This window comes from Methylomonas rivi, assembly GCF_024505165.1.
GTDB lineage: Bacteria > Pseudomonadota > Gammaproteobacteria > Methylococcales > Methylomonadaceae > Methylomonas > Methylomonas rivi.
On record NZ_JANIBK010000005.1, the window covers coordinates 15,933 to 39,129 of the forward strand.

The 23,197-nt window shown below is 48.1% G+C and carries 19 protein-coding genes; 11 read left to right on the forward strand and 8 right to left on the reverse strand.

Annotation, left to right across the window (positions count from 1 at the left end):
- The first annotated feature begins 2 nt into the window (after positions 1-2).
- The 6 genes from NP596_RS01855 to NP596_RS01880 all read left to right on the forward strand — a co-directional run bounded on the left by NP596_RS01855 (position 3) and on the right by NP596_RS01880 (position 7,731).
- Complete coding sequence (locus tag NP596_RS01855; RefSeq protein WP_256613503.1) at positions 3-950, forward strand: HprK-related kinase A; 948 nt, start codon at positions 3-5, stop codon at positions 948-950.
- On the forward strand, positions 951-2,054 hold the full coding sequence (locus tag NP596_RS01860) for a nucleotidyltransferase domain-containing protein (RefSeq protein ID WP_256613504.1): 1,104 nt from the start codon (positions 951-953) through the stop codon (positions 2,052-2,054).
- Between the two features lie 169 nt (positions 2,055-2,223).
- Positions 2,224-3,429, forward strand: coding sequence for a TIGR04063 family PEP-CTERM/XrtA system glycosyltransferase (locus NP596_RS01865; protein WP_256613505.1), 1,206 nt, complete (start codon positions 2,224-2,226; stop codon positions 3,427-3,429).
- Between the two features lie 176 nt (positions 3,430-3,605).
- Positions 3,606-4,760: a glycosyltransferase family 4 protein gene (locus NP596_RS01870; protein WP_256613506.1), complete on the forward strand. Its 1,155-nt coding sequence runs from the start codon at positions 3,606-3,608 to the stop codon at positions 4,758-4,760.
- An 80-nt stretch (positions 4,761-4,840) separates the two neighbouring features.
- Complete coding sequence (locus tag NP596_RS01875) at positions 4,841-5,950, forward strand: glycosyltransferase family 4 protein (RefSeq protein ID WP_256613507.1); 1,110 nt, start codon at positions 4,841-4,843, stop codon at positions 5,948-5,950.
- A gap of 65 nt (positions 5,951-6,015) precedes the next feature.
- On the forward strand, positions 6,016-7,731 hold the full coding sequence (locus NP596_RS01880; protein WP_256613508.1) for an asparagine synthetase B family protein: 1,716 nt from the start codon (positions 6,016-6,018) through the stop codon (positions 7,729-7,731).
- Between the two features lie 21 nt (positions 7,732-7,752).
- On the opposite strand, the gene hemJ is transcribed toward NP596_RS01880, so the two are convergent.
- On the reverse strand, positions 7,753-8,178 hold the full coding sequence (gene hemJ / locus NP596_RS01885) for a protoporphyrinogen oxidase HemJ (RefSeq protein WP_256613509.1): 426 nt from the start codon (positions 8,176-8,178) through the stop codon (positions 7,753-7,755).
- Between the two features lie 273 nt (positions 8,179-8,451).
- On the opposite strand from hemJ, the gene NP596_RS01890 reads away from it, so the two are divergent.
- The 4 genes from NP596_RS01890 (at position 8,452) to NP596_RS01905 (ending at position 12,584) form a co-directional block, all read left to right on the forward strand.
- Positions 8,452-9,063 (forward strand): histidine phosphatase family protein, encoded by a 612-nt coding sequence (locus NP596_RS01890; RefSeq protein ID WP_256613510.1) that lies wholly within the window; start codon positions 8,452-8,454, stop codon positions 9,061-9,063.
- 41 nt (positions 9,064-9,104) lie between these two features.
- The gene (locus tag NP596_RS01895; RefSeq protein ID WP_256613511.1) at positions 9,105-11,903 is read left to right on the forward strand and encodes a class I adenylate cyclase domain-containing protein; all 2,799 of its coding nucleotides are present in this window, start codon (positions 9,105-9,107) and stop codon (positions 11,901-11,903) included.
- A gap of 128 nt (positions 11,904-12,031) precedes the next feature.
- Positions 12,032-12,388 (forward strand): PilZ domain-containing protein, encoded by a 357-nt coding sequence (locus NP596_RS01900; RefSeq protein WP_256613512.1) that lies wholly within the window; start codon positions 12,032-12,034, stop codon positions 12,386-12,388.
- A complete protein-coding gene (locus NP596_RS01905) occupies positions 12,369-12,584 on the forward strand; it encodes a CstA-like transporter-associated (seleno)protein (RefSeq protein WP_256613513.1) in 216 nt (71 codons plus the stop codon). The genes NP596_RS01900 and NP596_RS01905 overlap by 20 nt, the downstream gene beginning before the upstream one ends.
- Before the next feature lie 239 nt (positions 12,585-12,823).
- On the opposite strand, the gene NP596_RS01910 is transcribed toward NP596_RS01905, so the two are convergent.
- Both NP596_RS01910 and NP596_RS01915 read right to left on the reverse strand, forming a co-directional pair.
- Positions 12,824-13,297, reverse strand: a complete 474-nt coding sequence (locus NP596_RS01910; RefSeq protein WP_256613514.1) for a lysozyme inhibitor LprI family protein — start codon at positions 13,295-13,297, stop codon at positions 12,824-12,826.
- Between the two features lie 111 nt (positions 13,298-13,408).
- Entirely contained in the window at positions 13,409-14,923 is a 1,515-nt protein-coding gene (locus NP596_RS01915; protein WP_256613515.1) for a cyclic-di-GMP receptor FimW-related protein, read from the reverse strand.
- Positions 14,924-15,056: 133 nt separating this feature from the next.
- Between NP596_RS01915 and lnt the strand changes: the two genes are divergently transcribed.
- Entirely contained in the window at positions 15,057-16,550 is a 1,494-nt protein-coding gene (gene lnt, locus NP596_RS01920) for an apolipoprotein N-acyltransferase (protein ID WP_256613516.1), read from the forward strand.
- Between the two features lie 331 nt (positions 16,551-16,881).
- Here lnt and pgaD read toward each other — a convergent pair whose 3' ends face one another.
- The 5 genes from pgaD to NP596_RS01945 all read right to left on the reverse strand — a co-directional run bounded on the left by pgaD (position 16,882) and on the right by NP596_RS01945 (position 22,912).
- Entirely contained in the window at positions 16,882-17,328 is a 447-nt protein-coding gene (pgaD, locus tag NP596_RS01925; protein ID WP_256613517.1) for a poly-beta-1,6-N-acetyl-D-glucosamine biosynthesis protein PgaD, read from the reverse strand.
- On the reverse strand, positions 17,325-18,674 hold the full coding sequence (gene pgaC, locus NP596_RS01930) for a poly-beta-1,6-N-acetyl-D-glucosamine synthase (protein ID WP_256613518.1): 1,350 nt from the start codon (positions 18,672-18,674) through the stop codon (positions 17,325-17,327). The genes pgaD and pgaC overlap by 4 nt, the downstream gene beginning before the upstream one ends.
- Before the next feature lie 5 nt (positions 18,675-18,679).
- Complete coding sequence (pgaB, locus tag NP596_RS01935) at positions 18,680-20,593, reverse strand: poly-beta-1,6-N-acetyl-D-glucosamine N-deacetylase PgaB (protein WP_256613519.1); 1,914 nt, start codon at positions 20,591-20,593, stop codon at positions 18,680-18,682.
- Positions 20,594-20,687: 94 nt separating this feature from the next.
- Complete coding sequence (locus NP596_RS01940) at positions 20,688-21,383, reverse strand: response regulator (protein WP_256613520.1); 696 nt, start codon at positions 21,381-21,383, stop codon at positions 20,688-20,690.
- An 8-nt stretch (positions 21,384-21,391) separates the two neighbouring features.
- Positions 21,392-22,912, reverse strand: coding sequence for an ATP-binding protein (locus tag NP596_RS01945; protein ID WP_256613521.1), 1,521 nt, complete (start codon positions 22,910-22,912; stop codon positions 21,392-21,394).
- Between the last annotated feature and the right edge of the window lie 285 nt (positions 22,913-23,197).

A 23,197-nucleotide genomic window follows, 5' to 3' on the forward strand; every position in this document is an offset into this window, starting at 1 on the left:
TCGTGACAGTTATTAGAGGGAGCGTTGCGCAACTTTCTTTTGTTGATTTTTCAAGATTTCTTAAGGAAGGCAAGTTGGCATTGGAAGTTGGCTCTTTGGTGATTCGATGCCGTTCTATAATGCCATCGGTGGCAAAATCTATCTATACACTTTATAAACATCATCCATTTCAAATATCACCTGACTTTGCCGACTTCTATGTTGAAGTTAAGGCGCCGGCAAATTTGCGGCGTTGGTATCGTCCACAAGCCGAATTCCTAGTTGATGGCGAAAGGCCGTTTGAGCCTTTACCTAAAGACCAAGCCCCAGCGTTATTTGAATGGGGCATTAACTGGATGGTCGCAGCATCCTGTCATTTCTGGTTTACCATTCACGCCGCTTCCTTAGAGCGAAATGGGCAAGTGCTTATTTTGCCCGCCCCGCCCGGCTCAGGTAAAAGTACTTTATGTGCAGCGCTTGCATTCAATGGTTGGCGATTGTTTTCTGATGAATTAACCCTACTGGATATAGAAAACATGGAAGCTCAGGCTTGTGCTCGTCCAATCAATCTCAAAAATGAGTCAATTGATATCATTCGTAGATTCGTAACTGATGCGGAATGGTCGCCTGAAGTTTTTGATACTCTGAAAGGGCGCGTTACTCATCTAGCACCACCCATCGATAGTGTGATGAAGATGCGGGAAAGAGCGTTTCCGCGTTGGGTGGTTTTTCCAAAATATGTTGCAGATGCGGAGCCTTCTCTAACCTTACGATCCAAGCCACAAAGCTGTATTGATTTGGCTGAAAACGCACTTAATTATAGTATCTTGGGTGAAACTGGTTTCAATCTTGTTACAAGATTGATTGATCATTGTGATTGTTATGATTTTATTTATAGTCGGCTTGAAGATGCATTATTAACCTTTGAGCAATTGGCGGAATCAGAGCAACTAACGAGAAATGGATTTTGAATGGTTTGCTCGCTTAATACTTCTTTGCTGCTTGACGTTATTCAGTTTCCAGGCAATCTTCGTAATTTACCGCTAGACAGCTGGGATAAACTCTTACGTTTGGCAAGAGCCAGTAATCTTATCGGTCGAATTGCAGAAAGTGTTCATGACCAGAATATGTTGGCTTTTTTGCCTAGTAAGGTTCGTCCTCATATAATTGCCGCACGTATTTTGAGCTTGCATCAACGTCAGGCTATTCAATGGGAGATTAGGCATTTGGACGATGCATTGCGTAAGCTCGATATTCCAAAAGTTTTGCTCAAAGGTGCCGCTTATACGATAAATGATCTCGATGCGGCTCGAGGCAGGCTTTACGGAGATGTTGATTTATTGGTGCCTCGTTCACACCTTGCGAAAGCCGAAGCCGCTTTGATGCTTAAAGGGTGGAGTGTGGGTAATATCGATGCTTATGATCAGCGCTATTATCGGCAATGGATGCATGAAATTCCACCTATGATTCATTGCCAACGGGGTAGTGCACTGGATCTTCACCACAACATACTTCCATTGACCGCTCTGAATAGTCCAAATATTGACCTGTTTTTTCAGAATGCTATTCCATCACGAGTTTCAGGTTTTGCTGTTTTGGCCCATGAGGATATGGTGCTTCACAGTGCTATACATTTTTTTTATGAAAGTGAATTACGAAATGGCCTTCGTGATTTGATTGATTTAAATTTCTTAATCAATCAATTTTTGAAGGAGGATCAAAATTTCTGGACACTGCTGGCAGAACGAGCTTATATCACTGGGCTAAGCTGGCCTCTTTTATTGGCTATGTCGATGTTGATCGATATGTTGGAAATGAAGGTCCCAGAGAATGTGTATGATAATGTAAAAAAAGCTGCAAAATTGGATGTATTGTCCAGAGTGCTTTTGCCGAAAATTTATTTACAGGCTTTACAATCTTCACATCCTTTAGACAATAATTTTATTTCAGCAATGAGTCGCTTTGCGATCTATATTAGAGGACATTATTTAAGAATGCCGGTAAAGTTGTTATTTCCTCATTTAGCACGTAAGGCGGTTGGCCGATTAATTAAGGCTAACAATCGAAAAAAATAAAAATTTTATATTTTTTTCGTATAAAACATCGGTTTAATGAGCCAATAACTAATATTTTACATATTTGTAACCTTGATGTATTCGTTTGATTTTTATGATTAAACATTCAATTGTGTGGCTGTTGGTCATGGTTGGGTCTAAACCAAATCAAGCTTAAAAATATTTAAATATGAAAGTTTTGCATATCCTGGATCATTCCATTCCCTTGCACAGCGGTTATACCTTTCGTACCCGGGCTATACTTGAGGAGCAGCGAAAGCTGGGGTGGGAAACATACCATATTACTTCTTCAAAGCATGTTGGCGGGCGTTCGGCGTGTGAAACCGTTGATGGTTTAAACTTTTTTCGTTCCCCTGATCCCGAAGGCATTTTTACTAATTTTCCTGTTGTCAATCAATGGGCCATTGTTAAGAGTTTGGAAAGGCGTTTAGACGAAATAATTCCTGAAATCAAGCCGGATATATTGCATGCGCATTCTCCGGCATTGAATGGTTTGGCGGCATTGATGATGTCAAAAAAATATCGAATTCCCTTGGTCTACGAATGCAGGGCGTTTTGGGAGGATGCAGCAGTCAATCACGGTACCACGAAAGAAGACAGTCTGCGCTACCGTATCAGCAAGGCATTGGAAACCTATGTCTTCAAACGGGCCGATGCGGTAACCACCCTTTGCGAAGGCCTGAGAAACGATATTATTAGTAGAGGGGTAAAGGCCGATAAAGTTACTGTGATTCCGAATGCAGTCGATATAAATAAATTCGCCTGCAGTGAGATTCCTGATCCCGTGCTTACGCAAGAGTTAAATTTGGTCGATAAACAAGTGCTCGGTTTTATCGGTTCATTTTATGCTTACGAGGGTTTGGCGCTACTTTTGAATGCTTTGCCTGACATTATTCGGCATCAACCCAATGTTAGAGTGTTGCTTGTGGGTGGTGGGCCGCAGGTTAAACAACTTAAAGACAAAATCAAGGAGCTTGATTTACAGGACTTTGTCTTAATGACCGGGCGGGTTCCTCATGACCGGATTCAACGCTATTATAATTTAATTGATATTTTAATTTATCCAAGTTTTTCTACGCGCTCTACAGAATTATCGGCGCCGCTAAAACCATTGGAAGCAATGGCAATAGGTTGTGTTGTAGTGGCGTCGGATGTAGGAGGGCACCGCGAATATATTCGTGATCAAGAAACAGGGTATTTGTTTAAGGCTGGCGATAAGGAATCATTGGTTCGAACTGTATTAATGGCAATCAAAGAGAAAGGACTTGGGGATAGGATGCGAAAGTCTGCAAGACTTTATGTGAAAAATGAGCGAAGTTGGTTAAAAGTCGTTAGTAAATATCAATCCGTATATGGCAAATTTTTTGGATTTTAAGGTTATAAATAGATAATGTTGTATGGCGCCTATTTTTAGCCTTAATCTGCAGTTTTTTATTTCGTTTAATTAAAATTTAGCTGACATTATTGCTCGTGTATATTAAAAAGTGGCTAATGCCGAGTCTAGTAATTTAAAATTTTTTGAGTGCCATAAAAACAGGGTAATTGCAAAATATGAAAATTCTTTACCATCACCGCATTGCTTCAAAAGATGGGCAGTATGTCCACATAGAAGAAATGATAAATTCATTGCGAAAAATCGGGCATGAGGTGGTGGTTGTCGAGCCTGCGCAGTTGACAAAAAAGGACTTTGGAAAAAGTTCCGGAGCGGTTCAGTCGCTACGCAGTTTTTTGCCGGGTTTTATGCATGAGCTTATTGAATTTAGCTATTGTTTTTTTGATTTGTTTAAGCTTGTTTTATCAATTATAAAGCACAAGCCGGATTGTATTTACGAACGCTACAATTTGTTTTTTATTTCTGGAATATTGGCAAAAAAAATATTTAAATTGCCTTTGATTTTAGAAATTAATGCGCCGCTTTTTTTTGAGCGACAAAAAAATCATGGCATTCAATTGAGATTGCTAGCAAAGTGGTCGGAAAGGTTTGTGTGGCGGCAGGCTGATTTTGTATTACCCGTTACGCAAGTGTTGGCACAAATGGTATTAGCGGAAAACGTTAATGATGAACAATGTTTGGTGGTTCCAAACGGAATTAATCAAACAAAATTCTCAACATACAACTCTGGAGTAAATGTCAGGGATGTTTTGGGTTTACGGGACAAGCTAATTCTTGGATTTGTTGGATTTGTTAGGACGTGGCATAGGCTTGACAGAGTCTTGCTGTCAATAAGCGAAAATCCGGATAAAAACTGGCATTTATTATTAATAGGCGATGGGCCTGCAATGCAGGAGCTGCAGCAGCAGAGTGAAAGATTGGGTATTAATGATAAGGTTAGTTTTATGGGGGTTGTAGACAGGCAGAAAGTTGCTGATTACGTAAATGCTTTTGATATTGCCTTGCAGCCTGATGTTGTCGAATATGCTTCCCCTCTTAAGCTTTTTGAATATATGGCCTTAGGCAAGGCAATCTTGGCGCCCGATAGAAAAAATATCTTGGAAATTCTAAAGGACAATGAAAACGCGCTTTTATTTAATCCAGAGGACGAAGCTTCATTTTCAATGCAGCTAGAGCGGTTATGTTCTTCCAAGGAATTAAGAGATGCTCTTGGTAATATGGCTAGAAAGACCATGGATGATAAAAAACTGTTTTGGGATGAAAATGCAAAAAAAGTAGAAAGTGTATTTTTGAAATTGTTATCGAAGCAATGAACCCTATAAACTGTCTTGTGGTAACTACGCTTTACCCAAACTCTATTCAATTTAGACACGGTGTGTTTGTAGAGACCCGAGTGCAGCATCTCAGCCGAAGCGGTAGGGTTAATATCGAGGTAATTGCCCCCGTACCTTGGGTGCCGTTTAAATCCAGGTTTTTTCCAGAGTATTCCAAATTAGTTGACGTACCTCGATATGAGCTATGGCATGGACTCAATGTGTATCACCCACGGTATTTAGTCGTACCCAAAATTGGCATGCTGGCCACGCCAATATTTCTTGCGATTACCCTTTTTTGGGAGATTTTACACTTAAATAATAAAGGCCATAAGTTTGATATTATTGACGCCCATTATTATTATCCGGACGGGGTGGCCGTTGCGATAGTTGCAAAACTTTTAAAAATTCCCTTGCTGATTACGGCCAGGGGAACCGATATAAATCTGATATCCAACTTTACCATTCCTAGAAAAATGATAGTGTGGGCGAGCAAGATTGCACGCTTTAATCTTGCGGTTTGTGAAGCTTTACGTCGACGCATGGTGGATATTGGCTTTGATGAAACTGCCACTGGCGTATATAGAAATGGTGTGGATTTAAATTTGTTCCATCCTTTTTTTATGCGGGATGAAATGAGGCAAAAATGGAACGTGCGGCGTCATTTGCTGATTAGCGTTGGCTATTTAATAGAAAGAAAGGGCCATCATTTATTGATCGAAGCCATGTCGTCATTGCCGGATTATGAGCTATTCATCGTGGGCGACGGAGAATGGCGAGAAAAATTGGAGCTATTGGCCAAACAACATGCTGTGCAAGAGAGGGTGCGGTTTATTGGCGAGGTTCCGCAGCAACAATTACCCGAGTTATATAACATTGCCGATGCTTTAGTATTGGCTTCCAGCCGGGAAGGGTGGGCTAATGTGCTGCTTGAAGCGATGGCCTGCGGCACTCCGGTGGTCGCCACGCGTATTTGGGGCACGCCAGAAGTCGTTCAAGCCCCGGAAGCGGGGGTGTTATGCAAAGAGCGAAGCGTTCAAGGTATCATTGAAGCCGTCGAGTGCTTGTTTGATAATTATCCCGACCGGCAAAAAACCCGGCAATATGCGGAAAAATTTTCCTGGCAGGAAACTACAGAGGGGCTTTTAGCATTGATTTCCGAAGTTAATCGATCTAATTTACAGCAATGACAAAATATATAGGCTGGCTTGGAGCAAAGCTCCAAATAAACGAGTTGCGGACATTGTGCGACGGGATGGCAACGAATGAAAATTTGGCGTCTTGGGATGGCTTAGGCTATGGCTTTGCCGCGGACACCGAAGCATTCGTGCAAGCAGACCAATGCCTTTTGATGGCCGTAAATCCGCTTGTAAAAATCGGCCAATTAGAACATTGTTTAAATGCCTATCGGCAGCAAGGGGGAGATTTTGTAACTAAGCAAGCCGATCCGCGGGCCTGGGTTTTGATTGATGCGCGGCGGCAAAGTCTGATTTTGGCTAGCGACCCCATCGGGCTAAGCAACATTTATTATGCCCAGACTCATGACGGCATCGTGTTCGGATCCAGTGCCGATTTTGTTATCCGCCATCCCGATGTCGGTACAGAGATTTCTGTACAAAGTATATACGATTACGTTTACTTCCATCATTGTCCCAGCCCAAATACGATTTACCGGCAGGTTAAAAAACTGGAAGGTGGGCAATACCTGATTTATCAGGATGGCGAGATAAGTCTGAAACGTTATTGGCAGCCGGTATTCCAGGAGCGGATGTCCGGTAATTTGCATCAGGCCGGCCAAGAACTGCGGCAATTGCTGGTGGATACGGTCGGTTCCATGGCGGAAACCGAAAAAAACACCGGCGCGTTTTTGAGCGGCGGCCTGGATAGCTCTAGTGTCGCGGGCGCATTGGCCCAAGTGTTTCCGGGCCAGGCGAAAACCTTTTCCATGGGTTTTCCCGTGGAAGGCTACAACGAAATCGAATATGCCAATATAGCCGTCAAGCATTTCAATACCCGTCAGCACGAATATTATGTCACGCCGGAAGACACCGTTGCCGCCGTGCCATTAATAGCGAGTTATTACGACGAGCCGTTCGGCAACTCTTCCGCATTGGCCGCGTATTATTGTGCGAAATTAGCCAAAGATAATGGCGTGACTCGATTGCTGGCAGGCGATGGCGGCGACGAAATTTTTGCAGGGAATGAACGTTATGCCAAACAGATGTTGTTTGACCATTACCATCGCCTGCCGGGATTTGCAAAACTGGCTTTGGAAGCAGGTTTATACCGTTTGCCCCAAGCATTGGCCGAAAGCAAAATCCCTTTTAAAGCAAAACGCTATATCGAGCAGGCTAAAACGCCAATGCCGGACCGTTTACAGGATTACAATTATTTGCATCGGCATGATATTAACGATATTTTTCAGGCCGGATTTCTGGCTCAGATCGATGTTGCCGAACCTTTGCAACTGCTCAGGGATTGCTATCGGCGCCCGGAAAATGCCAGCACACTGAACCGCATGCTTTACCTGGATTGGAAAACCACCTTGCACGACAACGACTTGGTCAAAGTCAACCGGATGTGCGAAATGGCCGGGGTCGAGGTGTATTATCCGTTGCTGGATCAGCGTATCGTGGATTTATCCTGCCGAATTCCCTCAATGGATAAATTAAAAGGCCAAAAGCTGCGCTGGTTTTACAAGCAAGCCATGGCCGATTTCCTGCCCGATCGAATCATCAACAAACCCAAGCATGGCTTCGGCTTGCCGTTCGGTATCTGGCTAAAAGACCATCAGCCCTTAAAAGAGTTGGCTTACGATGCCATACAGGCACTGAAAAAACGCGATTATTTTCAGCCGCGGTTTCTCGACCACGCCATGGAAATGCATCAAAGCATCCATGCCGCTTATTATGGCGAATTGATCTGGATATTGATGATGTTGGAATTATGGTTTCAAGGCAAACGCCTTTAGCATTCAATCGCGGAACGGTGCTTAAAAGGGTTTAAGCACCGCCAGCCAAACGATGGCGATTAAAAAAATGACCGGTACTTCGTTCACCCAGCGAAAATAGACATGGCTGTGTTGATTGCTGTCATGTTTAAATGCCAGCAGCCACTTGCCGCAGAACAAGTGGTAAATCACCATTAGCACCAGCAAGCTGAGTTTGGCATGCAGCCAGCCCGCCGCCGAATACAATGACCAAGCATAATCGGCCAACATCCATATCCCAAATAGCAGAGTTAAAATCATGCCCGGTGTCATAATGCCGTAATAAAGTTTGCGTTCCATGACTTTGAAACGCTCGTTGCTAATCTCGTCGTTGCTCATGGCGTGATATACGAACAGCCTGGGCAGATAAAATAAACCGGCAAACCAAGTCACCATGAAAATCAAATGTAATGCTTTTAACCAAAGCATGGACGGCTTACTCCTGTTTGTTGGATCGGATATAAATAGCTACGAAGGACGCGAGAAAATCGAATTACCTCGCATATTAAGGGTTTATAAGGGCCGAATCGCCGTCTACGCCGTCAGGTAGCCTTTTTATTGCTATTCTTGCATAAAATATTTTTTCACGGAGGATTTGATGGCCCGGTTTTCTAAAAATTTATTGCATGGCGCCGCGGTTGAAGCCATGGAGTTTATGATCGATCCGATGGATACCTTGAACACTTGAGCGGTATCGCCCGTATGTCGACGGTGAAATTACAGCAGACTGCGATCGATTTGCTTAGGCACGGGGAGGTGAGGGGCGAGGCGTGTTTTCGCGGCAGAACGGACGATCCATTAACCGAATTGGGCTGGCGGCAAATGTTCCGACAATGCCGGGGCCGGCAATGGCAAGTTGTGGTCAGTTCCCCGCTTAGCCGATGCGCTGCTTTCGCTTCGGCTTGGGCGCGGGAGCAGAAAACCGAAATTGCCATCGAGCCGGCTTGGGCGGAACTGGATTTCGGCGATTGGGAAGGCCTTAGCGCGGAACAGATCAATCGCATGAGTCCGCACGCCTTGCAGTCGTTTTACCGGCAACCGCTGGATTTTACCCCGCCGAACGCCGAAAGTTATTCGCACTTTTCCACCCGGGTCCGGCATGCATGGGATGAACTTTTAAATAAGCATGCCGGCCAAACCGTGCTGGTGGTGACCCATGCCGGGGTTGTTAGAACCCTGTATTCGCAATTATTGAATTTCCCCCCGCGGCACGGTTTCCAAATCGACGTACCGCACGCTTGTTTGACCCGGTTCAGTTGTTTTGATGACGAACATGGCAGATTCGTACAGTTGAACTTCCATAAGCCTATTTGATTACCTATACTGGCGGCACCGTATTTTTCGCAGGATAAAGTTTGACTTCCCGCTTTCCCCCCATCCATTTAGGCGCGCCGGGCGAAGAGATCAGTAAAAAAGATCTGCATGCCGTCACCCAGCGTTTTAAGTATTTTAATCAAGGCCGCTTGCAGCGGATGCGGGAGTTTTTGCAGCCGCGCCAGTACGAATTTTTGCATCTGTTACCGCTGCTTTTTCATCAAAATCACCCATTGTTACCAGGCTTCGTTTCTCTGGAAACGCCAGCCGGGATTCCGGATTATTTGCCCGGCAAACAAACGGTCGATACCGCCAAACAGTTTTCCAAGGGGTTTACGTACAAGCGCAAGGCGCTCAGAAATTACCCGATACAGAGTATCTTTTTAATGGGTAGCGTCGGCAGCATGGCCTTTTCCAAGGATAGCGACATCGACATCTGGCTGTGTCATCAACCCAACTTGTCCATTACCGAATTGGAAGAGTTAAGGCAGAAAGCCCGGCTGGTTGAAAAATGGGCGGAATCCCTAAAGTTGGAAGTCCACTTTTTCTTGGTGAATAGCGAGCAATTTAAAAAAGGCGAAAACACCCCGATTTCCAGCGAAAGCAGCGGCGAAACCCAGCATTATCTGTTGTTGGAAGAGTTTTATCGCACGTCTATTTATATAGCCGGGCGGGTGCCGGTGTGGTGGTTGGTGCCGCCGCACCAGGAAAAAATGTATGCAAGCTATGTCGCCCACTTACTGGAAAACCGCTTTATATCCGAAACGGATGTGTTGGATTTCGGCGGCTTGCAGGATATGCCGTTAGCCGAGTTCGTCAGCGCCACGCTTTGGCATATTTATAAGTCGCTCAACTCACCGCATAAGGCTTTACTGAAGTTGTTTCTAATGGAGAGCTATGCCGCCGAATTTCCCGATCCGCACTGGTTATGCGTGTCGATGAAGCAGGCGATTTACAGCGGCGATTTCAATGTCGATACTTTGGATCCTTATCTGCAAATTTATAATAAAGTCGATGGCTATTTACGGCAGGCGGGTTCCACGCAGCGGCTCAATCTGGCACGGGAATGTTTCCATATAAAGATCATGGGATCATCCGCTGCGGCTTTGGATACGAAAGCCCGCTATTTGCATGACGCCTTTATGGAAATGATTGCCCGCCGCTGGCATTGGCCCGAGGATTTGTTGGAAAATTTGGGTAACGGTAAATTCTGGGACATTAAGAAAGCCAACAGCGAACACAGCGTAATTCGCGACCAGTTGCAACAATGCCTGCGGATCATTCTAAAAATCACCGGCAACCCTATCGACCATCCCGATCAAAATGGCGATTTAAAATTATTGAGCCGTAAACTCAGGGCTTTTTTGGACCTTCGCCCCGGCAAGGTTGAAATATTGACCACCCGGGCCATGGTTTATAACAAACCGGAGGTGTGGGCGATAGCCGAAGTGCCCTTAACGGACACCGAAACTGTCTGGTGCCTGTTTGACGGTAGGTTGCCCTCTCAGCCGATCCGGCCCGAACAAGCCATCAAACAATGCGAAACGATGCTGGAATTGTTGTGCTGGGCGGTGATGAACGGCTTGTATAGGCGCGATATTAATCTGCATTTTCACGCTAAAACCCAAAAGATTCCCGATACCGATTTAAGCCGGCTATTAACGGAGTTGTTCGCCTTTCTGACGGCCCATTTAGCCCATAAGGAAACCGGCCTGGACGTCTATAAAACGCCCAACCGGCTGTTGTCGTCCTTATTGCTGATCAACCTGGGCGAGCTGTTGGCTATCGATGGCAACCAACAGCAGTTTATGATGAGCGAACGCTCGGATCCTTTAAGTTATGGCGAGAGCCGCTACTGTTTTGTGCAGGGCATGCATAAATTGTCGGTGTCCAGCTGGGGCGAAGTCACCCTACGGCAGTACACCGGATTGGAAGGCATCTTTGCCTGCTTGACCGAGGTTTTTAACGAAACCGCCAAGCCTTTAACGGCCGAAAGCTTGCGGGTGATTTGTTATACCCGCGGGCGCGGGCGCAGTATTGCCTTAAGGGTCGAGACCATTTTCCAGCGCTTGTTGGCCGGTTTTGCCGGCCACCCGCAACAAGACGCCAACCGGTATATTCTGCCGGCCGCGGCCGGTTTTTGCTGCTTTAAACTGCAAAATAATGTGCTCGGATTTTACTTTTTGGAAAATCACAATCAATTGATACACGAATTATCCAGTCCGCGGAATCAATTTTCGCCGGTGATTTTTGACGAGTTTGTCTTGGAGCAAACCTATATTCCCTTTTTATACCGACATAACCGGGCCGATCAGGTACAGATTTTCTATCACCCCACCAGCAAGCATGTAGCGGTGTATATCATCGACGAAAAAGGCGCTTTGTTTGTACGCCAACACAGCAACGCCAATCCTCAACATATTCTGGTCCACTATTGCGTCTTTATCAAAACCCTGCAATTACAGGCCAAGCTGCCGGAGGGTATCGGCATCGAGTGTTACGAAATTCAAAAAAACTCCACGGGGGTGGTGTCCTGCCATCCGACCCAAGTTAAGCAAGGCAGTACGGTATTGGACTTGCGGGTCAGAATTGTGGTCGATCGGTTAAAAGGGCAAGCCGTTTATTGCAACGAACGTAAGTTCGACCTCACGGATGCCGCTTCCTATCAGAGTTTAAAAAATTATATTTTCGGTTTTAGAAAAAATCACGAAGACTATCCCTTTCATATCACCGAAATCGATGCGCCGGACGAAATATTGGGGATCGAGCCGTTCGACCGGCCCCAAAGCCTGCATTATTTAAACTACAAACAGAAAATCGAGGAAAAACTCAATATTTAAGCTTTTATACCTTTTGCATATGAAATTTCGCCACCTTAATAACCGGGCCCGGCCAACGCAACAGATAAAGTTTACCGCTTAAGGGATTGTGCCTATACTCTCCGCCATGCCTAACCAGGAGCCAGAAAGTGGAAGCCGACCAACGTATTCATAAACGCTTTAACCCCGAAGGACTCACCGCACACATCATCATCGATCCGCCGCCGCCCGATCAGGAAATCGTCATCGAAGGCGTGGTGGTGGATATGAGTTACAAAGGTATCAAAATCAAGCTTGAAGAGCCCTTGAGTCCTGAAGTCGACCGGGGCGAGCTCAGAATTTCCATCGTTTTGCCGGAGTCGGGCGTATCGGTATCCATTCACGGCATGATCAAACACGTGCAGGAAAAGCGGGAATGCGGGGTGCAATATGCCGATCGACATACCGAGGACGAGTTGGATAACCTGATGTTCGAGTGCGTGAAATATGCGGCGGGTTCCGAGTAGTCTGAAACAGGGCGTTAAATCGGCTGCGTCCTGTATCGCGACAGTGTGGCGCGGTTGTAATGGCGAGGCCGCTTATCAACGCTATCTGGCCCATTGGCGGCAACAACACGCATCGGAAGGGCAGCCCATGAGCCGCAAGGCGTTTTTCGCCGCCGAAACCCAACGTAAATGGAATGGCATCAAGCGTTGTTGCTGATTTTGCGTATTCCGATAAAATCCGCCACCGATTCCAATTTCAAAACCGCCGGACATTTAATCGAAACCCGCCAGTGGCGCCGACCGGCCAATGGACTAAATCGCTGCCGTCCGACTGTCAAACCTTATTTCAGCGGTTCCGGGAGCAAAATCGGCCGATTTTGTTTGTCGGCGCATGCCGAAAATAGGTTTTGGAGGTTGCATGGGTTCGCGGCGAAAGCGAGGCGGAACCGGTAACTTTTAGGGCGAGGTCCGGCCTTCCTGCAATTCGGGTGGCGTGGGTTTGATGGGGTAAGAACCGGCACAGACATCGCCTTCTTCCACGCCGTCCAGCCATTTTTGCAATTGCCGGGTGCGTTCGCGCGTCAGGGATGCCGCTTGCCGGTTCCAACAAGCGTTGAAACCGCTGCCGTAGTAGCCGGGTTCTCTTTCGGGGTAAATGGCGAGGAGTTCCGCGTCGCGCCATTTTAGCCAGGCGCGTTGGGCTTGCTTGAGATGGTCGATAAATGCCTTGTCGCCGCCGTGTTGCAGGAGTACCGCTTGATACACGTTGTTAAGTTCCCGGTCGGCCGCTTGATTTTCCATGCCGCTGCATTGATTGATCTCTTGCTGGTTGCCGGCATTGTCGAGACAAGTTTGTTGGGCGGCATTGGCCGTGGCCGGCGAAGCGGCAAGCATCAGGGCGAGAAAGAGCGGTTTTGGGGTAGTGCGCAAGTTATGGAGCGGGAGTCGAGAAGCTGGCCCGGCGGGATAGGATGCGCGGTCGGTGTCTATGGGTAATGGGCTCATGGGAAGCGGCGGGGCGAATGGCGTTTGCGGGACGTTTTAGGGTTGTTCGAGCGCAAACCTGAAACGGGCGAAAAAAGGATTGCTTTCCATGCAGGCGGTCAGGCGTAACGATACGCCAATCGTTAATGCAATCTTGCCGTTGAGAGTGTACTTGCCGCCGGCTAAAAAAACCTGCGCATGGTCGGTGCCTTCCGCAACGACGAGCGCGGAAGCTTCGTTCGCCGCATCCGCAATACTGTAAATGGTGCAATTGCCGGGGATTTGCTCCAGCAACAATTGAGTGGCATTGGACAGTTCGTTGAAGTTTTGCTGGCGGATGACGGCTATCGAAACCGGGTGTTGTTCCTTGTACAACAGCACGATGTCGCCGGTCGCGCAATCCGGCATGCGGCTTTCGGCAACCCAATAGGACTTGTTGGGGGTTTTATGCAGATTGACATACTTGCCCAGGGCGATGTCGCCGCCAAAAGGCCGCTCTGCATGGTCGAAAACATTACGTTGATACTCCAGAGGGACCAAGGCCAAGCCGCGACCGGTATTCTTGGGGTCGCGAAGTTGGGCGCTGAGTTGATTGATTTTCGATAGCTTGTTGAGCTCTTGCAAATAGTGGCAGGCGCCGATGAAATCGGGAACCATCTTGGTACGCGATGGCATGCCCGGAATGATAGCGTTGAATACCTGTTTGTAACCGCTGAACAGTAAGGCCAGTTTGTTTTGGTTGCTGGGGCTCAATTTGGTTGGCACGGTGCCCAATTGCAATTCATGGCCGATACGATGGCTTTTTATGGCTATAAAATGAGCGGGCAAGGGCCGGTTGTTTTTTCTGACCGGATAAGGCGGCGCGTCTTTTGCGGGATCCCAATAAAATAAGCTGTCCAAGGCGTCGGCCGAGGTTTCAATGTCCAGTAAATGGGCGCATTGATTGGCCAGCTGGAAGAGTTGGAATATTTCCTCGGCTTTGTACAGCCGTGGAGAGGTAAGGCTGAACAGTAGGTTGCGCTTGATGACGGACTCGATATCGGCTTGGTTCTTGAATTCGCTGAATTTTGTTGCCTGCGGCAGCTTCAAGGCTCCGGTTGCCGAGGCCAGCTTGTAGAGTTGGGCGGATTTTTGCCAAAGCGTGGCGGAGGGCATGTCGTAAAACAGACAGTAACAGCGTATGGCATGGCCGATCAGCTGCAAGGCATAAAAGATGGCCGTATTCTGCTCGGCGGGCTCCAGCTGTTTACTGTCAATGGCTTGGCAAAAAATCAAGGCCAGTTGACGGGGCAATTGCATGCTCAACTTGCCGATTTTAACGGATTTGCCGGAAAAGTCCGTTTCAGTTGCCGCGCTTGCGGACAGGCTGTTGGAAAAATGCACGGTTAATGGCGTTAAATTGACCAGCAGGGGTAAAAGCTCCTTAGGCGGGCATTTTTCGTCTTTGAGCTGTTTTAGCGCCTGGTTTAGTTGATGGGCGGCCTGAGCGTGCGGCAAGAGGCTTAAGCCATCCAGCCACCCGGCCAGCGCATCGGGGTTCAATTCGAAGGGTAAGATATTGTCTGTTGCCATTGATTTTGTTCGGTATGACATTTAATAACCTTGCAAGTCTAGCCGAAATCGGCCGGGGTATGAAAACTTAGCGTTAGCCTGCCTTTAATCGCGGCATAATAGCCGGCAGGTTTTCACATCTCGATTAGTTAAAATGACTCGATTATTCCAATGGAAATGGCCATTGCTGGCGCCGGTATTCGGCGCGCTTTTGACGCTGGCGTTCGCGCCGTACGGTTACAGCTACATGGCGTTAATCTCGATGGCGTTTTTTTACCGGTTTTGCGTGGTACAACCGGCCGGCCGGGCGGCTTTATGCGGCTATTTATTCGGCTTGGGGCTGTTCGGTTTCGGTATCTGGTGGGTGTATATCAGTATTCACGATTTTGGCGGTGCCGACCCCATCAGTTCCGGTTTACTGGCTGTATTGCTGGTGGCTATATGGGCGTTATTTCCAGCCCTGACCGCTTATTTGTCGGCAAAACTGTTGGCCATGGCCGGCGTTTGGTTTCGGCTGCCGGCGGTTGCTTTGGTTTGGGTTGCCGTCGAGTATTTCCGCGGCTATTGGCTGCTGAACGGGTTTCCGTGGCTACAGGTTGCCTACGGCCAGTTGAATGCGCCGTTGGCCGGCTATGCGCCGTTAGCCGGCGTGTATGGCGTTGGGTTTTTATTGGCGCTTACCGCCGCCCTGTTGACGGAATGTTGGCGGGTCAAAACGCTGCGTTTGCCCGCTATCTCGATACTGTGCGCGATTTGGGGCGGCGGTTGGTTATTGCGGGGCGTGCAATGGACGCATGCCGTTGGCGAACCCATTCAAGTGACGTTGCTGCAGGGCAACATAGCCCAGGACCAAAAATGGCAAACCGATCAAAGGCTGAATACCTTAAGGCTGTATCTGCAACTGACCGAACAGCATTGGGATTCCGACGTGATCGTCTGGCCGGAGACGGCGATCCCGGCATTTTTATCCGAAGTTAAGGATTTTTACCTGGATCCCTTGTCCGCCAAGGCGAGGGAAAAAGGGGTGGATTTAGTGGTGGGTTTGCCCAGCTATGGCGCGGGTAAAGATTATTACAATAGCGTCATTACCTTGGGGGAAACCGAGGCGATATATCACAAACAGCATTTGCTGCCGTTTGGCGAATATCTGCCCTTGCAACCTTTGTCCGGCTGGGTGCTGGACCGATTGCAAATCCCGTTGGGCAACTTTGCTTCGGGCGGCACGAGGCAGCCTTTATTAAAGGCCGGCGGTTATCCGTTCGTGACGACCATTTGCTATGAGGATGCCTTCGGCGAGTTGGTTAGCCGGCAAGTCGGACAGGCGGCCTATTTGGTCAACGTCACCAACGACGGCTGGTTCGGCAATACCCCGCAACCTTATCAGCATATGCAGATGGCGCAAATGCGTGCCCTGGAAACCGGGCGTTACCTGCTGCGCGCCACCAATACCGGCTTGACCGGGGTCGTCGGGCCGGACGGTAAAATCCTCGCGCAAGCTCCGCTGTTTACCGCCACAACATTGACCGGTACCATCATCCCCATGGCGGGGCTGACACCTTATGCCCGATGGGGCGATCGAGCGGTGTTCGGCGGCCTGGTTCTGTTGGTGGGCATGGTGTGGGGGCTGGTGAAGTTTGCCGGACGCTAAAATGCCGGTTGTTCACTCGGGGGGCAGAAGCCGGTTACTTATCAATAATCGGTACCTGTTGTATTCGAGTATCCTGTTCTTGATGACACGGAACATGGCGAGCACCGAACAAATTGACTTCCTATTGGTCGGTTTGGAGAGGCGGAAGGCGAGTGCTTTGTAAGGTTAGTTATATTAATTTTCGTAACTATTCAGCGAATGCCAGCCGATGCGGATCAATTGCGTGATGGGGTTAGCTCGATAGAGCGTAACCCGACAATCGAAGCCATTGCACCGCCATAAGCCGATGCGTTGAGTTACGGCTGGCGCCTAATCCACCTACGCTGAATAGTTACAATTTTTCCGAATGATCAAGCCTAATAATATTGGCTTTATCGTCATGACTCACCATAATTCTTTGACGGCTTCTGATATCAAGCAGCAGATCGACGTTGACATTAAAGCGTTTTGCCTGCTCCTGATTCGTCACGGGTAAATGCGGTTCGGGCTTTATCGATGCATGTAGCCAGGATAAAAAAAATGTCCAGCTCAGCCAGCCAATTGCAATCAGTAAAATAATTCCCCCGTACATCTGCAGCAATTCCAGTAAGGTTTTGTAGCCGCCGAACCAGCGGATTTCGTCGGACAGACTTTTCACGCCCATCAACCAACCCGCCAAGGTAAAAACCGGCAGTAAAAAGTACAGCCACAACAGCCAGCTCATGCACACCAAAAACGCGGAGCCTAATTTTTGCCGCGGACTTTGTAAGTGAGGATGATTAATGATGACGTGTTTCATTTTTGCCGTAAGCCTCTGTCCAGTGTGACCCATACCGCCCTTTGGCCTTTTTTCTTCAGCAAGGCCGTGATGCAGCCATTGATAGTAGTGCCGACATTGATCAGCCAATACACGATAGGATACCAAATCATCCAGTAGTAGTGCCGGGCCGAGCCGCCACTTTGTTTCTCGTAAACCGAATCGATACTTAAACTGACGCCGAATTGAATCAAGCATGTCACACATAACAACGTGCTGGTCCAGTGCGGAGATAAATCCGCCAAGGCTTCCTGAGGTTGCACGCTCAGTATCCAGTCGAGCGGCGTGGCCAGCAACAGAGCGACCACTAAAAATGCCCAGGACACGCTGATGCAACATTCCAGATATAGTGGCCACATGCCGCGCGAGCGCCAACGCCACAGCTGGCTAAAATAGCGCAACAGCACCTCCGCGCCGCCTTGCGCCCAGCGGCTGCGTTGTTTCCATAACCCGCGCAAGGTTTCCGGCATTAACACCCAGCACAAGGCATTGGGCTCAAAACGGATGCGCCAGCCGGCCAGTTGCATTTTCCAGCTGATGTCGATGTCTTCGGTGACCATATCCGGGCTCCAATAACCGACCTCATGCAAGGCGGTCTTGCGAAATCCCGCAATCACGCCGGAAATGGTAAAGATATGTCCATAAGCCCGCTGGGCGCGTTTGATCATGCCGACAATGGCGGAAAACTCCCCCACCTGTATCTTGCCCAACAGCGTGGAGCGGTTGCGGATGCGCGGATTACCGGTGACGGCGCCGACGTAGGGATCGTCCAGAAAATGTTTGACTATCCACGCGGTAGCGTTGGGCGCCAACAAGGCGTCGCCGTCGATACCGATCAGAATTTCGCTGTTGGCCAATAACGCCGCGGTGCGCAAACCCACGGCTTTACCCTGGTTGCTGACCAGGTTGACTACCCGTAATCGCGGATGTTGATCGGCCAGTTCGTGCAGGATGTCCAACGTGTTATCGCGGCTGCCGTCGTTGATGGCAATGATTTCGTAGTTTGGGTAGTGTTGCTGCGCTAAATATTGAATCGTTTCGCGGACGTTTTCGCCTTCGTTATAGCACGGCACCAGTATCGAAACCATGGGGTATTCTTTTAGCAGCGGTAAATCGGATAACACATTGCCGCGATTGCGTTCCCAACGAAAGTAATAAATGATGCCGCCGATCATCCACACATAGGCCATCAATAGAGGATAATAAAATATAAACCTCGACAGCCATTCTTCCCACATTGTCCACGGCATGTTTTCCAGGCATTCCTGGCTCAAAAACCACCAGTCAATCAGTTTCTGCACCCAGTGTTGGGCAAGTAAATTATCCATGGCCATCAATCCGGATTAGCGACCGGGAAAAATTTTTGTAGTGTTTCCAGTTTGGGATGGTCTTGGAATACATTATCCGGATAGTATCCGATGTGTTGGGCACCTAACTGTTTTAGTAATTCAACCTGCTCTGTAAACATCGACATCGGAATGTTCTGCTGTTTTTTCCAGTCAACCGCTTGCAGTTCGAATACCACTTTGTTCAGGCCGTTTGGTTGTTCGCCGGCTTTCTTGACCAACTCCGTCAGCCATTTTTTGGCATCCTCGGCTTCTTCCATTACGGGCATTGCCTCGACGGCGACATAATCATAGTGTTTTAGAAACGTCGGCAACGATTGTGCGTACCATTCTTCGCTATAGGGCTGTAGAAGTGGCAATGCATACATATTGCGCGCGGTTTTAATGTAGGGCCGGTAAAAGCGCACTCGATCGGTTAGATAGTCGGTGAACTGACCGATATATTCGGATTTATGTTTAGCCCATTGCAAACGCAAATCGGCAGAGGCGTGCAGCGTTTCAAAATCGTCCGGCAATCTCCACACGTTATGAGTGACCTCCATGGCGGAAGCGGAAACATCCTCGAAGTCCGACAGGATGCCGTCATCATGAAATAGTATGCCGTTAAAATCGCAATGCTTGGCCAGATCTTCATAAATTTCGCCGATATATTGCCGGGCTTCGGGATTGAAGGGTGACAGGCGAGTGTAAATATGTCTGGAAAATTGCGGGCTGCCATCGCGCCATTCCTTGACATACCACTTTAAAGGGACATCGGCCTTGTAAGCCATGATGGGTAGCCAGGCATAGACTTTGACGTTGGCTTTGGTCCGCAGCTGTATTGCCACATGACTGAATAAATCCTTGCGGACCGGCAAATGCCGGTTTGGAAAATACAATTCATCCGCGTTGCCGTCGCCATCGGGATCGGCGTATGCTTGCAAATACACAGTGTTGGCCCCGCTGGCTTTGATGCGCTTGATTAAGGCTTTCAAATTGGCCTTAATCTGCTCATCTTCCTCGTCATAGATGTAGTCCATATCGACATGAGCCACGCGTAAGGACAAGTCTTTCCTCTGTTTGGTAACGATATCTCCGAACTGTTCGCCATTCACATCGTCGGTGATCATCAGGCGTTTCATTACGCCTGTATCGGCCAATGTATTACTGCCATCGTTCAAGCCCATGGTTAATGAAATACCGGATTGTTTGGCGGCCTCCAGGGCGGTACTGTTATATTCGCCGTATGGCCACACCATCACGCGCGGACGCACGCCCAACAATTGAAACAGGCCTTCCGAGCTCTTTACCACTTCTTGAAAAATCCGTTTGCGGTAGTCCTCATCCGTTTCATATTCCTCGTATTCGGAACTGTACAATCGGGAAGTGACCGCGCTGTGATGATCGGAAAAAGGATTCATTATGATGCCGTGATGCATATCGTGCGTGTGGGTGGCAATTTCCACCAACCCACTAGTCACCACTTCCTGAATTTGCGCTAAGGACATGATGGGCTTGACCTCGTGCGTATGCTGCCCTTCCAGCCAGGAACCCACCACGGCCAGGGTGGCCGGATAATGATATTTCTTCAAAAGCGGTAGCGCGCGGGTGTAAAAACTCAAATAACCATCATCGAAAGTCAGCATCACGGCCTTGTCGGGCAAGGCTTTTTCGCCCTTCATCGCATCCAGCAAATCTTGAATGCTGATCACGTGGTAATGATGTTTTTTTAGCCAAGCGAAATGTTGTTCCAGATGTTCTTTATTTACCGCGATACGATCAAAAGGCGGCACTTTTTCCTCTTCCTCGAGAATATCGTGATAGTTCAACACCAAAAAGCTACTATTTTCAGACGCGGCAAATAACAGGCCGGAAAGCGACAAAAAAATAAACGAGATAATTAAACGCACGATACCTGGCATAATGGATAGATAGATAATTAATAAAAAACACGCTGAATTAACAGCCGATGACTGGACGAGTCCCAAACAGGGCGCGGCATTTTACTCTAATAGGCTAAATTTTAAAGCGGTAGCCCACTCCGGACTCGGTAAGCAAATACCGTGGCTGGGTCGGGTCTTGTTCTAGTTTTTGTCGCAGCTGGCTCATGTAAATTCGTAGATAATGAGCATTTTCCTGATAGGACGGCCCCCACACTTCTCTGAGTATTTGTTGATGAGTCATGACTTTACCAGCATGCTTGACCAATACCGATAGCAAGCGGTATTGAATTGGAGTCAGGCGCACTTCTTGCTGATCGATTCTGACCATTCGATTGAGCAGATCAATCTGTAGATTATCGATTTTGAATAACTCGCCCTGGGGGCTTTCCGATGCTCGGTTGGTATGTCTTAGCGCCACACGGATACGCGCCAGCAGCTCGCCAAACCCGAACGGTTTGGTTAGATAATCATTGGCACCTAAATCTAAGGCGTCGATTTTATGTTGTTCATGATTACGGGCGGATAGTACGATGATAGGCATGCCGGACCAAGCGCGTACCGACTTAATGACCTCTACGCCGTCCATATCAGGCAAACCTAAATCCAGGATCATGAGATCGGGTTTACGCATGCCGGCCTCGACAATGCCTTGTTTGCCGGATTCGGCTTCGAAAACAATAAAGTCCTGCCTACTCAAGCTGGTGTGCAGAAATTTACGGATAGCCGGGTCATCTTCGATGATGATAATGATGGGGTCATTTTTCGACATATGCCAGCCTACTCGTCTTCCTGGGCCAATACAGGTGGCGTTCGATCCAACGGCAGCACCATTTCAAATATTGCCCCGCCTTCACGGCGATTGCTGGCGCTGATGTGTCCGCCATGGGCCTCTACAATGGCGCGGCATATCGCCAATCCCAAGCCCACGCCGCTTTGCGCGGCTTCGTTACGGGTTTGATAAAACTTTTCAAACAGTTTTTCTTCAAGCCCTTCGGGGATTCCTTTGCCGTGGTCGGCCACCGAAATCCTGGCTGTTTGCATGGATATGTCGACGGTAATCTCCAATCCGCTGTTTTGGGGGGTATAACGGATCGCATTTTCTACTAAGTTGATCAAGACCTGCTCAATCATTACGGCATCGACATAAAGCATGGGGATGCCTGATGGCATCAAGACTTTAACCGAACGCGTTTGCAGGTATTTGTGCTGGCGGGTCAAGACTGAGCCGATGATTTCCTCGACGGGATACCATTGCTTGTTGAGATCAATTTTGCCGGCATCCAGGCGCGCCATATCCAATAAATTGTTGATCAATAACGCCATGCGTTCAGCTTCATCGACGATGGCGCGGCTTAAATCGAGACGGTCGGAAGCTTGTAAATTACTTTTGTCATCGGCCAAGGCGCTGGCCGAACCGATGATGGTGGACAACGGGGTACGCAAGTCATGCGAAATGGCGCTGAGCAGTGAATTTCTTAACCGTTCGGCTTCAATCTGGATCTGTGTCGATTTGGCTTGTTCGGCAAAGCGTAACCGCGATAGTGCCTGGGCAAGTTGCCGTAATAGGGTTTCCAGCAATTGTTGCTGCTCCGGCAGGTTAATACGCCCAGCGTCGCTCGGTAACAGGGCCAACACCCCCATAATCTTGTCTTCATCATGCAGCGGAAAATATAACATATGATTGTGGCTGTCTTGGCCCGTCAAGGTGTCGTTATCCAACGCCCATTGCGCCAGCGTTAAATCGACAGCGCGCAAGGACTCCGGTAGGTCAGGCGCTTTGGGGTAATGCAAATTGCCGGCGTCATCGGCAAACAAAATTACTGTACGGCTGTTAAATTCGCGGGATAAATGTCTGACGGCCGTGCAGACAATGTCCTGCTCGGTTTGACAGCTGCCTAGTTCCTTGCTCATGGCATACAAGGCCGTGGCCATGCGTTCTCGATAGGCCGCAATCATGGCCTGCGATTTGACATTAATCATTAGATTACTGATCACAATCGCGACCACCAGCATCGCCAGCAAGGTAATCAAATACTGACTATTGGCCGGGGATAAACTCAAGTAAGGCGCAACGAAAAACAGATCGAAAGTCCCTACGCCCAGCAGAGAAGCCACAATCGATGGCCCCCGGCCAAACCGCATGGCAATAAATACCACGCCCAACAAAAACACCATCACTAAGTTGGATAAATCCAGTCGCTCATACAAAACATGGCCAATTAAGGTATTGATGACGGTTATTAAAACCGCCCAAATATAGCCGGCCCAGCCATGGTAAGCATTCGATCGGACTTGCACGTTAAGCCAATCAGGTTGTTGTCCTTTAGCTTTAAAAGTATTGGTGCGTGGATTGGCTCCGGGATTCACAAATTTATATTGGGCAGGAAGTGTTTATAGGCAGCAAATTAACATGTAAAGCGCTTTTATAACCGGCGAATTCTAAGCCACGATTTCTGGTAAGCCTATGGTGTGTGAAAATTTTTATATTTTTTTTACAGTTAGATGTGCTTTTTTTACAAAATTTTTAGATGCGTTTTTCTAAGATGCCTTCACAGCGCCTGTGTCGTGGAAATCCCGCCGTGG

Coding starts and splice junctions, on each gene's coding strand:
- NP596_RS01865 (WP_256613505.1), top strand. CDS start 2,224: ATGAAAGTTTTGCATATCCTGGATCATTCCATTCCCTTGCACAGCGGT.
- NP596_RS01870 (WP_256613506.1), top strand. CDS start 3,606: ATGAAAATTCTTTACCATCACCGCATTGCTTCAAAAGATGGGCAGTAT.
- NP596_RS01860 (WP_256613504.1), top strand. CDS start 951: ATGGTTTGCTCGCTTAATACTTCTTTGCTGCTTGACGTTATTCAGTTT.
- NP596_RS01940 (WP_256613520.1), bottom strand. CDS start 21,383: ATGTCGAAAAATGACCCCATCATTATCATCATCGAAGATGACCCGGCT.
- NP596_RS01880 (WP_256613508.1), top strand. CDS start 6,016: ATGGCAACGAATGAAAATTTGGCGTCTTGGGATGGCTTAGGCTATGGC.
- NP596_RS01890 (WP_256613510.1), top strand. CDS start 8,452: ATGTCGACGGTGAAATTACAGCAGACTGCGATCGATTTGCTTAGGCAC.
- hemJ (WP_256613509.1), bottom strand. CDS start 8,178: ATGCTTTGGTTAAAAGCATTACATTTGATTTTCATGGTGACTTGGTTT.
- pgaC (WP_256613518.1), bottom strand. CDS start 18,674: ATGGATAATTTACTTGCCCAACACTGGGTGCAGAAACTGATTGACTGG.
- NP596_RS01915 (WP_256613515.1), bottom strand. CDS start 14,923: ATGGCAACAGACAATATCTTACCCTTCGAATTGAACCCCGATGCGCTG.
- NP596_RS01905 (WP_256613513.1), top strand. CDS start 12,369: ATGCGGCGGGTTCCGAGTAGTCTGAAACAGGGCGTTAAATCGGCTGCG.
- lnt (WP_256613516.1), top strand. CDS start 15,057: ATGACTCGATTATTCCAATGGAAATGGCCATTGCTGGCGCCGGTATTC.
- pgaD (WP_256613517.1), bottom strand. CDS start 17,328: ATGAAACACGTCATCATTAATCATCCTCACTTACAAAGTCCGCGGCAA.
- pgaB (WP_256613519.1), bottom strand. CDS start 20,593: ATGCCAGGTATCGTGCGTTTAATTATCTCGTTTATTTTTTTGTCGCTT.